Source organism: Paraburkholderia sp. CNPSo 3272 (assembly GCF_024206495.1).
In the GTDB taxonomy this organism is placed as follows: domain Bacteria; phylum Pseudomonadota; class Gammaproteobacteria; order Burkholderiales; family Burkholderiaceae; genus Paraburkholderia.
The window spans coordinates 193,670-206,119 of sequence record NZ_JAMBPQ010000010.1 but is presented as its reverse complement, the minus strand read 5'-3'; the positions used below and the strand labels follow the sequence as shown (position 1 = coordinate 206,119).

At 66.5% G+C, this 12,450-nt stretch carries 9 protein-coding genes; 4 read left to right on the top strand and 5 right to left on the bottom strand.

Annotated elements, in window-relative coordinates; all coding sequences use genetic code 11:
* Window positions 1–10 precede the first annotated feature (10 nt).
* Genes M3I53_RS15505 through aepX form a run of 3 tightly spaced genes read right to left on the bottom strand, consistent with a single transcriptional unit; the run spans window position 11 to window position 4,006 of the window.
* On the bottom strand, window positions 11–1,078 hold the full coding sequence (locus tag M3I53_RS15505) for a 2-aminoethylphosphonate aminotransferase (RefSeq protein WP_254316798.1): 1,068 nt from the start codon (window positions 1,076–1,078) through the stop codon (window positions 11–13).
* A gap of 10 nt (window positions 1,079–1,088) precedes the next feature.
* Window positions 1,089–2,288, bottom strand: coding sequence for a phosphonopyruvate decarboxylase (gene aepY, locus M3I53_RS15500; protein WP_254316797.1), 1,200 nt, complete (start codon window positions 2,286–2,288; stop codon window positions 1,089–1,091).
* Window positions 2,285–4,006, bottom strand: a complete 1,722-nt coding sequence (gene aepX / locus M3I53_RS15495) for a phosphoenolpyruvate mutase (protein WP_254316796.1) — start codon at window positions 4,004–4,006, stop codon at window positions 2,285–2,287. The genes aepY and aepX overlap by 4 nt, the downstream gene beginning before the upstream one ends.
* 419 nt (window positions 4,007–4,425) lie before the next feature.
* On the opposite strand from aepX, the gene M3I53_RS15490 reads away from it, so the two are divergent.
* Window positions 4,426–5,973, top strand: coding sequence for a methyl-accepting chemotaxis protein (locus M3I53_RS15490; RefSeq protein ID WP_254316835.1), 1,548 nt, complete (start codon window positions 4,426–4,428; stop codon window positions 5,971–5,973).
* 195 nt (window positions 5,974–6,168) lie between these two features.
* Entirely contained in the window at window positions 6,169–7,953 is a 1,785-nt protein-coding gene (locus tag M3I53_RS15485; RefSeq protein ID WP_254316795.1) for a penicillin-binding protein 2, read from the top strand.
* Between the two features lie 8 nt (window positions 7,954–7,961).
* On the opposite strand, the gene M3I53_RS15480 is transcribed toward M3I53_RS15485, so the two are convergent.
* The gene (locus M3I53_RS15480; RefSeq protein ID WP_254316794.1) at window positions 7,962–8,321 is read right to left on the bottom strand and encodes a DUF4148 domain-containing protein; all 360 of its coding nucleotides are present in this window, start codon (window positions 8,319–8,321) and stop codon (window positions 7,962–7,964) included.
* A 116-nt stretch (window positions 8,322–8,437) separates the two neighbouring features.
* Complete coding sequence (locus M3I53_RS15475; protein ID WP_254316834.1) at window positions 8,438–9,190, bottom strand: Crp/Fnr family transcriptional regulator; 753 nt, start codon at window positions 9,188–9,190, stop codon at window positions 8,438–8,440.
* 173 nt (window positions 9,191–9,363) lie between these two features.
* Here M3I53_RS15475 and M3I53_RS15470 point away from each other — a divergent pair, with 173 nt between their 5' ends.
* A complete protein-coding gene (locus M3I53_RS15470; RefSeq protein ID WP_254316793.1) occupies window positions 9,364–11,034 on the top strand; it encodes an acyl-CoA synthetase in 1,671 nt (556 codons plus the stop codon).
* Between the two features lie 311 nt (window positions 11,035–11,345).
* A complete protein-coding gene (locus M3I53_RS15465) occupies window positions 11,346–11,663 on the top strand; it encodes a hypothetical protein (RefSeq protein WP_254316792.1) in 318 nt (105 codons plus the stop codon).
* The last annotated feature ends 787 nt before the right edge of the window (window positions 11,664–12,450 follow it).

Below are 12,450 nucleotides of genomic sequence, written 5' to 3'. Positions count from 1 at the left end.
AAATACGCGCTTAACGCGTCACTTCATCGAACGCCGCCAGCAAGCGGTCGACGTCGGCGGCGTGGATGTCCCCCATGGTCGAAATGCGGAACAGTTCCGCGGACAAGCCGCCCTGCCCCGCATAGATCACGAAGCCGCTCGCCTTGAGCGCGTCATGCAGCGCGGGATAATCGACGCCCGCGGGCAAGCGGAAGGCGCGCAGCACCACTGACGACTCGTCCTTCGGCAGCACGCTCTCCATGCCGCGCGCGGCGAGCCCTGCGCGCACCTGCTCGGAAAGCGCCGCATAGTGCGCGTGACGCGCCTGCCAGCCGCCTTCGTCGGCGAGTTCGCGCAGCGCCTCGACGAGCGCGTAATAGGCGTGCACGGAAGGCGTGAACGGCGTATTGCGCTGGTCCTGCAGCGTGGCAAGACGCTTGAGGTCGAGGTAGTACGTGCGGCTATGCGCTTGCGCGAGCGCGGCGCGGCGCACGACCACGAAGGCCGCGCCCGGCACGCCGTGCAGGCACTTGTTCGCCGTGGCCGCCACCGCCGCGATGCTCGCGTCGGCGAAATCGATCGCTTCGGAACCGAAGCTGCTCACGCCGTCCACGAGCATTTGCACGCCGCGCGCGCGGCACGCTTCGCCCAGTGCGCGCAGATCGTTCAGGCGGCCCGTGGTTGTTTCGTGATGAATGATCGCGACGTGCGTGACCGATTTGTCGGCGTCGAGCGCGGCGGTGATCCGCGCGAGGTCCGGCGCCTGCATCCAGTCGTGTTTGACGACCTCGTGCGCGATGCCGTACTGCTTCGCAATCGCGGTGATGCGCTCGCCATACACGCCGTTCTCGACGATCAGCAGCTTGCCGTTCGCGGGCACGAGCGTCGAGATCATGCTTTCGACCGCAGCCGTGCCGGAACCCGTCATGAGCACGGCCTGCCACTGCGCGGGATCGAGATCGTAGACGCCCACGAGGCGCGTGCGCGCCTCTTCCTGCACGTCGAAGAACTCGCTTTCGCGATGGCACAGATCTTCCTGGAGCAGGCTCCGGCGCACGCGTTCGGTGAGCGTGACCGGGCCGGGATTGAGCAGCAGCATCGGTAGTTCCTTATTCAGCAGACTTAACGACAGCGGCGCCGATGTGGCGCATGAGGCGCGTCTTCACATCGGGCGGCGTGATCGTGGGGCGCGGCAGACCCTCGGGCGTGCCGCGGCGAATCGTCAGGCGTACGAAGCGCGTGCCTTCGACACCCGAAGCGCTCTTCGCGCGATCGCGCGCGGCGGCGAGCACCCCATCGAGCATGGCGAGACCGTCGCCTTCCACGGCGTCGGCGTAACCGCACGCGGCGGCCACGTTGGCGAACGACACCTGCCCCGACACGGTGGCCTGGCCACCCGTCGAATCGTGCGCGCCGTTGTCGAGCAGCACGTGAGTGAGGTTCGCGGGGCCATAGGCGCCGAGCGTGGCGAACACGCCCATGCGCATGAGCGCCGCGCCGTCGCCGTCGAGCGCGACCACATTCAGGTCGGGCCGAGCGAGCGCGAGGCCGAGCGCGAACGGCGTGACGCAGCCCATCGAGCCCACCATGTAGAGCTGGTTCGAGCGGTCGTCGAGCGCATAGAGTTCGCGGCCGCAGAAGCCCGTCGAGGCGACTACCACCGTCGACTCGGCAGGCGTCGCGGCGATCACGCGCTCGAGCGCCTGCTGGCGCGTGGGCAGTTGCTCAGACGTCCGTCCGGTCCAATGGGTCTGCGCGACAGGCAGCGCGTGCTTTGCCGGCATCGCGCCGCCGCCCTCGAGTTCGTACGGCGCCACGCTGCCCTTCTGCATGACGAGCGCGTACGGGCGGCCCGTTTTTTCCATGTGCTCGATGGCGCGATCGAGCGCCGCCGCGATCTGGTCGGCTTCCGTGGGGAACGTCTCCCACGGAATTTCCATCGTTTCCAGCATCTGCGGCGTGACCGGGCCCATCAGCGCGTGCTGCGGCTCGTCGGGCACGCCCGGTTGGCCGCGCCACGTCACGATCAGCAGTTGCGGCAGGCGGAACGTCCACGTGAGCGAGGTGAGCGGGCTCACGGCGTTGCCGAGACCCGAGTTCTGCATCATCGTGATGCCGCGCTTGCCCGCGAGCGCCATGCCCGCGATGACTGCGACCGCGTCGCCTTCATTGGCCGCGCTCACGTAGTGCAGCGAGTCGTCCTGCAACACGTAGTTGATGAACGGCGTGAGGTACGAGCACGGCACGCCGGCGTACCACTCGAAGCCGCGCGAGCGCGCCGCTTCGACGAATTGTGCGGCTTCGATCATGCCTGGCCCTCCGCGCCCAGCGGCGTTTGCGCGTGCGTATAGACGCCCTGAGCGAAATCTCCCGCGCGGCGGAAGTCTTCGAGGTCGTTCACGCCGCGCCAGTGGCCGTGCACGTACTGCACTTCGATTTTCTCGCCGTCTGCGATCAGTGCGTTGAGCAGCGCCGGCATGTCGAGCGTGTCGAAGTCGGCGCGCGTCTGCAGCTGCGCGAGCTTCTTCGCGAGCTTCGCGCGGCCCGCGCCGCGCACGTTCACGAGGCCGATCCAGCGGCCGTGCGGGGCCGCGCCGTTCGCGGCCGTACCGTCCGCGGCCCGATCGTTCGCCACGCGCTCGAGGAACACCCTGTTGCCGAACAGATCGCGCTCGTCGGCGGCCGAGCACCATGCGAAGTCGCGCGTGCTGCTGTTCTCCGACTCGGGCGACGAATCCACCACCACGCTGAAGTCCGCTTCGCTTTCCACGAGATCGCGCAGGATGTAGCTGCGGAACACGAGGTCGCCGTACGAAATCACTGTGTCGTTATCGAGCGCGCCAACCGCGCACGCGAGGGAAGCCAGTTCGTTCGTCTGCGCGAAACGCTCGTTGCGCACGAGCTTGATGCCCGCCGTGTCGATGGCCTCGGCCTTGTAGCCGCCCACCACGGTGATGTCGTTGACCGACTGCTTCTTGAACGCATCGACGAGCCAGCGCAGGAGCGGCTTGCCCGCAACCGGCAGCATGACCTTGGGCTTGTCGTGCGTGTAGGCGTCGAGGCCCGAGCCGCGGCTCGCGGCCAGCACGATCGCCGAGCCTGCGCCGCGCGACGAAGAGGAAAGGTAGCGGTCTTCGGCTTCCGAGTATTCGTCGGCGTCCTGCAAGCGGAAAATTTCGTTAACCGTAGCAATACGGTCTTCGACATCGACGAGTGTTTGCGTTTCGTAAATCGTCCTGGTCACGGCCTGCATGGCCGAAACGGCCGCGCGGATCTGGTGGTTCGCCCAGATCACCGTGCTGATGCCCGCCTTGCGGAACACATCGGTCGGCGTGCTGTAGTACTTGGTCGGCACGATCACGAGCGGGCCGCGGCCCGCCCACTCGCGCGCGAACGTGAGAATCTCGTCAGGCTTCGAGAGCTTGCTGTGGATGAGGATCGCATCAGCGCCGGCCTGGCGATACGCCTCGGCGCGCTTGAGCGCTTCGTCCATGCCCCAGCCCGCGATCAGCGCCTCGACGCGCGCGACGATCGAGAAGTGCTCGTCGGTCTGCGAGTCCTTGCCCGCCTTGATCTTGCCGCAGAACTCGTCGATGTCGGCGAGCGGCTGCGCCTCGCCCTTGATGAAGCTGTTGGTCTTCGGGAACTGCTTGTCTTCGATGCACACGCCCGCAATGCCGCGCTGCTCCAGCTTGCGCACGAGACGGCGCACGTTGTTGAAGTTGCCGTAGCCGGTGTCGCCGTCGAGCAGGATGGGCAGGTCGCTCGCGTCGGCCATGAACTCGAGGTTGTCGACCACCTGGGTCCAGCTCGCCTCGTTGTTGTCGCGCACGCCGAACTGAGCGGAGATCGAGAGGCCCGAGCCCCAGATCGCCTTGAAGCCCGCCTCGCGCGCAATGCGTGCGGAAAGGCCGTTGTGCGCTTCCATCAGGAATTCGAGTTCGTTGCTGGTCAGCATCTGGCGCAGCCGCGCGCTGCGCGATGCGGCACGAGCGGCGGGGACCAGGGCGGGTTCGCGTGCGTTCATTCTTGTTGCTCCAGTGGACGTCATGCGGGCGGCAGCGGAGGCTGCGCCGTGTGCGTCGCATCGTTGGTAAAGGTCCTTCATCCCCGCGTCATCGCCGGCCTCGAATTGAGGGCGGCCGGGGCAAAGCCGCGACTATATCGGAAATGATTCCTATCCGCAGTCGATCCCGGCAAAGAGTGGCAAATCATGGAGTTGCTGTGAAATTTGTGGCTTTTGGCGGCGTGTTCGTGGGCGTTTCAGCGACGCGTCATTTGCGCGAGATCAAAGTTCGTTGTTTTGTATGAAGAAAAAACCGCCTGGACAGGGTTCGCCCTGGGTCTCGCGCACGTTTGCGTGGGCCGTAAACACACTCTGGCGGCAACGTATCGCCAGTCGTACCGACCCTGCCCTGTGAAAGACCCCGACCGACCATGCAGACCATGACCCTCAACAAGAAGCTCCGCTCGATGATCGCGATCCTCTGGATCGGCCTGCTGTTGATCGTCGCCTTTGGCGCCTGGCAAAGCCGCGAGTCGATGATCCGCGAGCGGCGCGCGCAGCTCACCACGCTCGTCGAAGAAGCAATGAGCGTTACGAACTACTATTACGGCCTCTCACAACGCAACGTCATGCCCGAGGCCGATGCCCAGAAGCAGGCGCTCGCCGTGATCGCCTCGATCCGGTACGGCACCGACGGGTACCTGAGCATCAACAACTCGCAGTCGGTCATGCTGATGCATCCGATCAAGCCCGAACTCGACGGCAAAATGCTTGCCGACTTCACCGATCCCGCGGGCACCCACGTGTTCAGCGAGCTCGTCAGGGCCGCGAGCGGCCCGAACGGCGGCTTCCTCGACTACCTCTGGGCCAAGCCCGGCCACAGCGAGCCCGTGCCGAAGACGAGCTACGGCCGCCGCTTCGCGCCGTGGGACTGGGTGATCGTGACGGGCATGTACATGGACGACGTGCGCGCCGAGTTCTACGACAGCCTGCTGCGCTGGCTCGGCGTGACGTTCGTGCTGGGCGCCGCCGCCACGGCGGTGATGGTGCTCGTGGTGCGCAGCGTGCGCAGCAGCATCGGGGGCGAACTGGAAGGCGCGGTCGATGCGGCCAATCGCATCGCCGAGGGCGACCTCACCTTGCGGCTGCAGGCGCAGGGCACGAACGAGGCCAGCCTGATGCGCGCGCTCGCGACGATGCAGACGGCGCTCGTGCAAACCGTCTCGCGCGTGCGTAGCGGCGCGGAAAACATCAACGTTGGCGCGAACGAGATTGCGGCGGGCAACACGGATCTCTCGCAACGCACCGAGGAACAGGCGGCGGCGCTCGTGCAGACCGCGTCGAGCATGGATCAGATGACCGCGAACGTGCGCCAGAACGCGGATAGCGCCCAGCATGCGGCTTCGCTCGCGAGCCAGGCCGCCGACGTCGCTACGCGCGGCAGCGCCGTGGTCGAGGACGTGGTGCGCACCATGGGCGACATCACGACGAGCTCGCAGCAGATCGGCGACATCATCGGCGTGATCGACGGCATTGCGTTCCAGACCAACATCCTTGCCCTGAACGCCGCCGTCGAAGCGGCGCGCGCGGGCGAGCAGGGCCGCGGCTTCGCGGTGGTGGCCGCCGAAGTGCGCAGCCTCGCGCAGCGCTCCGCCACCGCCGCCAAGGAGATCAAGGCGCTGATCGAAAAGTCGACCGGCACCGTGACCGAAGGCCAGCATCTCGTGACCAACGCGGGCTCGACGATGACCGAGATCGTGCAGTCGGTGCGACGCGTGCACGAAATCCTCGAAGAGATCAGCAACGCTTCGCGCGAGCAGAGCGCCGGTATCGAGCAGGTCAACCGCGCCGTGGGCGAGATGGATCAGGTGACGCAGCAGAACGCGGCGCTCGTGGAACAGGCCGCCGCCGCCGCCCACTCGCTCAAGGATCAGGTGAGCGGGCTGCGCGAATCGATCGCGAGCTTCCGCTTGCCCGCGCACATGTAACGTTGTCGCCATACCGGCTCGCCGCCGGTTTGTTTGTCTTCCCGCCGGGCCGCATTCGCGGCCCGCTTCGCTTTGCGCCTCTCCCCCGCTTCTCTGCGACGCGCGCCCAACAGCCTCGCGGACGTGGGCACCGATCATTTCAATTAAATTACATCATGTTTACAATGTTATTCTGCCTTCCACCCCGCCTTGTCGATGAACCGTTCCAGGAAACCGCCGCGCGACCCGCACGCCACCGCGACCCGTCACCCGATGCTTGCGCCGCGCCTGCCCGCGTGGCGCTCGAAGTTCGTCGTGTTCATCACCTTCGCGGCCTTTGCGGCGCTGGCCGGGCGCGCGTTCTGGATTCAGGTCGCCAACCACGGCTTTTACGTGAAGCAGGGCCAAAAGCGCTATCAGCGCACGCTGGAGCTCGACGCCATGCGCGGGCGCATCGTCGACCGCAACGGCGCGCTGCTGGCCGTGAGCCTCGCGACCTTCGAAGTCTGGGTGAATCCGCGGCTTCTGGACGCCGCCGCGCACGCGCCGCTCGCGCGCGTGCTCGAGATGCCGCTCGCGGAACTGGAGCGGCGCGTTGCGGGTGACCGCTCCTTCGTGCTGCTCAAGCGCCAGGTCGACGCCGAAACCGCCGCGCACATCGACGAGATGGGGGCGGGCGGCATCACCCTGATCGCCGACTCGAAGCGCTATTACCCGGAAGGCGAGTCGGCCGCGCACGTCGTGGGCTTCACCGACATCGAAGACGCCGGTCAGGAAGGCGTGGAGCTTGCCGCGAACGCGCGCCTGCGCGGCACGCCGGGCCAGCGCGAGGTGATCCGCGACCGGCTCGGGCGCGTCATTTCCGAGCCGAGCGAGCGCGTGCAGCCGCGCAACGGCGACACCGTGCAGCTCACCATCGACCGGCGCGTGCAGCAGCTCGCGTACACCCAGCTCAAGGCCGCCGTGGCGAAGAATCATGCGCAAGCGGGCAGCGTCGTCGTGCTCGACGCGCAGAACGGTGAAATCCTCGCGCTCGCGAACTGGCCGTCGTTCGACCCGAACGACCGCGCGCGGCTCACGGGCAAGCAGTTGCGCAACCGCGCCGTGGTCGACACGTTCGAGCCCGGCTCGACCATCAAGCCCGTGGTCGTTTCGCTGGCGATGGACCTGCACAAGGTCAACGCGAACACCATCATCGACACCGCGCCGGGCACCTACCGCATCGGCCCCGCGATCATTCACGACACCTCGAATCACGGCCGCATGACCGTGGCGGAGGCGATCCAGAAGTCGAGCAACATCGCGCTCGCCAAGCTCGCGCTGAATCTGCCCGCCCAAACGATCTGGGACAAGTATCAGGAGTACGGGCTCGGGCAGCGGCCCGGCGTAACGTTCCCGGGCGCAGCGCCTGGCCGCGTGCGGCCGTGGGCGCGCTGGCGCCCCATCGAACAGGCGACGATGGCATATGGCTACGGCCTGTCCACTTCGCTTTTGCAGATGGCGCAGATCTACACGGCCTACGCCGGCGACGGCACGCTGTACCCGGCCACCCTCCTGCGCGAAGCGCCGGGCGGCGCGGGCGGTGCCTCCGCGTCGGCGGCGCGCGCGGTCACGACGCCTGCCACGGCCGCCGCCATGCGCAAGATGCTGGAGATGGCGACGAGCGACGGCGGCACGGGGCGCGCCGCGAATGTGGAAGGCTATCGGGTGGGCGGCAAGACCGGCACCGCGCGCAAGCAGGTCGGCGCGGGCTACGCGAAGAACCGCTATCGGGCGCTGTTCGTCGGCATGGCGCCGATGAGCGCGCCGCGCGTGATCGTCGCGGTCATGATCGACGATCCTGCGGGCAAGGCGTTCTACGGCGGCACGGTCGCGGGGCCGGTGTTCTCGGCTGTGACGGCGGGCACGCTCCAGTTGCTCGGCGTGCCGCCCGATGTCGCGGCCGCACCCGAGAGCGCCAAAGGTGTCAGCGGCACCCGGCCCGGCTCAGCGCGCGGCTAGCGCCGCCGTCAATGGTCGCGATATGCGGGCGGCGGCTCGCTGCCCGACACGACGGGCGCGCCCGCTTCTGCATTGGGCGCGGGCGGCGTGCCGTAAGCCGATTGCGCGACCTGCTCCTGCGCCAGACGCGCTTCGTTGGCGCGCTTTTCAGCGAGCCGGCGCATGGCGCTCTGCACATCTTCCGGATACGTGGCGTCGTTCGCCGAAGCCGGGTAGTAGCCCACCGACTCCAGATCGACCAATTCCTGAAGCACCTGGGCGCGCGTCACCGGGCCGTTGTGCGTCCCGGCGGATTGGGCAAACGAGACCGCCGGAACGATCGCCATCATCGACACCAGCGCCGCGCGCAGCATTGCGTTTTTCACCATGCTCTCCGTAAGAATTCGATGAGCAAAGTCTACGCAGCGCGGCCATGCGTAAAAACCGGCTCGCGAGGGAGAGAGTCTTCTATTCCCCGCAAGATTGATGAGGAGTTCTGCAAGCTTCAGATCTGGTCGCGGCCAAACGCGCGCAGCCCGTCGAGATCGAGCACGTCCACGCGGTTATACGAGAGCGCGACGAGCCCCTGGCGCTCCAGCGTCTGCAGGGCCTGATTGATCCGTTGACGCGACGCGCCCGCCAGCATGCCGATCTCCTCCTGCGAGATGTCGAGCGCCCGGCCCGTCTCGGGGTAGAGATCGGGATTGAACATCTGCGCGAGCGACTGCGCGACGCGCGCATCGACGTCGAGCAAGCGGCTGTTCTGGATCAACGCGATGAACTCGCCCATGCGGTTGTTGAGCTGATGGATCACGAAGCGGTTGAACGGCAGGCTGCAATCCATGAGCCGGTGGAACGTCCCGGTGGCGACGGCCATGACGAGCGACGGCTGCAGCGCGATCACGTCGTACTTGCGCGGCTCGCGCTTGATCACGCTCCCCTCGCCGAACCAGCCGCCATGCGGGACGCCCGAAAACGTGCCGCCGCGCCCCGATGCATTGAAGATCGCCAGCTTCACGAGGCCGGAACTCACGCCGAGCCACCAGTCGGAGGGCGCTTCGCGCGCGGCGACGATCGCGCCCGCGGCATAGCCTTGCGCATGCGAGGACGCCAGCACCCACTCGCGATGCTCGGGCGCAAGCCCGCGGAACCACGCGCAGCGCTCGAACAGCGCCGCGAGGCGCGCGGCGTTGGCGGCGTCGATGCGTTCGCCTTCGCGCCATGAATCGCGGGCGGCCGGTGTTCCGTCCGGGGGCATAATGGATTGCGGCATCGCGCTTGCCTGGGTTAGGTCAATCTTTGGGTCGATCTTGTCGAGCGGACCGCGCGTCGCGGCCCGCTCTGTCGCGCCGGCGACAGACTGGCGCGCGCGGCCCTGCTACGGTAGCGCGAATCATATCGACAAACCAATAACCGTTTGGAGACACCGCCATGTTGCACCCCTACGAAGAAGGGCTCGCGCAGCGCGAAGCCAATTATGTGCCGCTCACGCCGGTCGATTTCATTGCCCGCGCCGCCGAGGTCTATGGCGAGCGCCTGGCGGTGGTCCACGGCGACGTCCGCCGCAACTGGCGCGAAACCTATGCGCGCACGCGGCGGCTTGCGAGTGCGCTCGCGCGGGAGGGCATCGGCCGCGGCGACACGGTGGCGGTGCTGCTGCCCAACATCCCCGCGATGGTCGAGGCGCACTTCGGCGTGCCCATGCTCGGCGCGGTGCTCAACACGCTCAACACGCGACTCGACGTCGCAACCGTGCTGTTCATGCTGCGCCATGGCGAAGCGAAGGCGTTGATAGTCGATACCGAATTCGCGCCGCTCGCGCAGCGCGCGGCGCTCGAATTCCCCAACCTCAGGATCATCAGCGTGGCCGACATCGCGGCCGCCGACCCCGAGTGCTTCCCGCGCGCAACCGACTACGAGGCGTTCCTCGAACAAGGCGATCCCGAGTTCGCCTGGGAGCCGCCGCGCGACGAATGGGACGCCATTGCGCTGAACTACACCTCGGGCACGACGGGCGACCCCAAGGGCGTGGTCTATCACCATCGCGGCGCGTACCTCAACGCGGTGAGCAACATCCTCGAATGGGACATGCCCAAGCACGCCGTGTACCTCTGGACGCTGCCGCTCTTTCACTGCAACGGCTGGTGCTTTGCGTGGACCGTCGCCGCGCGCGCGGGCGTGAACGTGTGCCTGCGCAAGTTCGACGCGAAGCTCGTGTTCGACCTCATTCGCAGCGAGCGCGTCACGCACTATTGCGGCGCGCCCATCGTGCAGGGCGCGCTCGCCGACGCCCCCGCCGAGTATCGCGAAGGCATCGCTCACACAGTGTGCACAATGGTGGCCGGCGCGCCGCCCGCGCCGGCCGTGATCGAAAAGATGAAGGCGATCGGCATCGAACTCACGCATGTCTACGGTCTGACCGAGGTGTACGGCCCCGCTGCCGTGTGCGCGGTGCAGGCGCGCTGGCAGACGCTGCCCGACGAGGAGCAGGCGCGCCTCGCTGCACGCCAGGGCGTGCGCTATCACCTGCAAAGCGGCGTGAGCGTGCGCAACGCGCAGACGATGGAACCCGTACCCGCAGACGGCGAAACGCTCGGCGAGATCATGTTCCGCGGCAACATCTGCATGAAGGGCTATTTGAAGAACGAGCGCGCGACCGAAGACGCGTTCCGCGGCGGCTGGTTCCATACGGGGGACCTCGGCGTGATGACGCCCGACGGCTACGTGCGCATTACCGACCGCAGCAAGGACATCATCATCTCCGGCGGCGAGAACATTTCGAGCATCGAGGTGGAAGACACGCTATATCGTCATCCGGCCGTCGCGCTCGCCGCCGTCGTGGCGATGCCCGACCCCAAGTGGGGCGAGGTGCCTTGCGCGTTCGTCGAACTGCGGCCCGGCGCGAGCGCCACGGCCGAGGAAATCATCGCGCACTGCCGGCTCTTTCTCGCGCACTTCAAGGTGCCGCGCGCGGTGCGATTCGGCGAACTGCCGCGCACGTCCACGGGCAAGATCCAAAAATATGAGTTGCGCGCGCAACTAGGTTCGCAGAGCGCGATCGACGTGGCTGGCGCAACGCCCGCGCCGAAGACCCCTCGGTAAGAACGACATAGGGACCTGCTGGCCGGTACAGGTGACGCATTCGGGCCGCCCCTATCGCCCGAATGTAACGTGAGTTGACAACTCGACCCCCTATGGCCTGCTCACGATTGTCAGTGGCCGCGCTTAATCCTTTCTGCATCAAGGGCCAACCGTCAAAGCGGCCTTTCCTGCATGAAGAATCGTATGAAACGAAAGCTTACAAGTGGTCACGTTTTCCTCCGCTTCGGGCCGATAAGCTTGGAACTGTGGTCGCAACACAAAGGCATCCCGGTGCCATGTGACTGACGACGCAACCAAAGAGGAGGTAACTCATGAATACGAAGAGCTGGAAGACCCCCGCCCGCGGTATCGCCGCAGCCCTGATCGCCGGCGGCGCATTGATGGGCGCATCGAGCGCCTTCGCTCAATCCGCACCATATGGGCTGCGTGCCGAGTCGGCGCCGCAATACGGTCAGCCGCACATGATGCCGGTGGATGCGCACGTCTCGATCGGCTGGCACGAAAACCGTTACTACGACGGCCACCGCTATTGGGAACACGACGAGTGGATGCACCATCACCCGCACGATCCGGGCCCCCAGCACTACCGCGACGACGACCGTCGTCCGCCGCCCCCGCCGCGTTACTGATCCGCGTGACGCACGCGTGATCTAAGGAGCGCCCTTTCCAGAGGCGCCCGAAGCGGCACACCGAGGCCGGTCTTCCCCGAGGGAGACCGGCCTCGGCGCATTTCGGCGCCTTACTTCGCGATGCATGCGTGATCGCACGGATGTCGTTCGGCATGCCAAACAGATTGGGCGCGATGCCCGCCACACGGCCGATCCGGCCAGCGGCGCCCGCGTGCCGGGCGCGGCGGGAAAGCCGGACGTCAGTAATTGCAGGTAATGCGGAAGTGTTGCCGGACGCACGGCCCGCGGGTAACGTTGATGGGCGTTTCGTTCCCCGGAGCGCACGGTGTATTCTCATTGCCCGGCCAGAGATGGCCGGGATTTTTTTGCGCGCGAATGAGAACACTAGCGCCCTTTGGGCGCTACGCGCACCAGGTTTTTTTTCCGATTGCGGCCACAATTTTGCGGACGTAAGGTGGGATTGCCTCTTGAGAACAGGCGAGCCTTGTGACCCCCGGTCGTGACACCGTCCGACCGGGGATTTTTTTGGCTTCTGTGCTTTGGAGAATCGCGTCTGCCGCAACGGTGCAGCGGCGCCGCGAGAGAAAAGCTATGACGGATCACCGAATGAGGAGTTCGGCTTCGCTCCAGCCAGAGCTAGATCCGTCATGCGGTGCATTATCCGGGCTGAACGCCGGGGCGTCACTAGCATCTCCCGCAAAGAACCCTTACGCAAACTGGCAAGATATGGGGACGGACGTCGAAAGCCGGCCCATGGGCATCGGTTAACATGGGGGTTTCGCCTGCA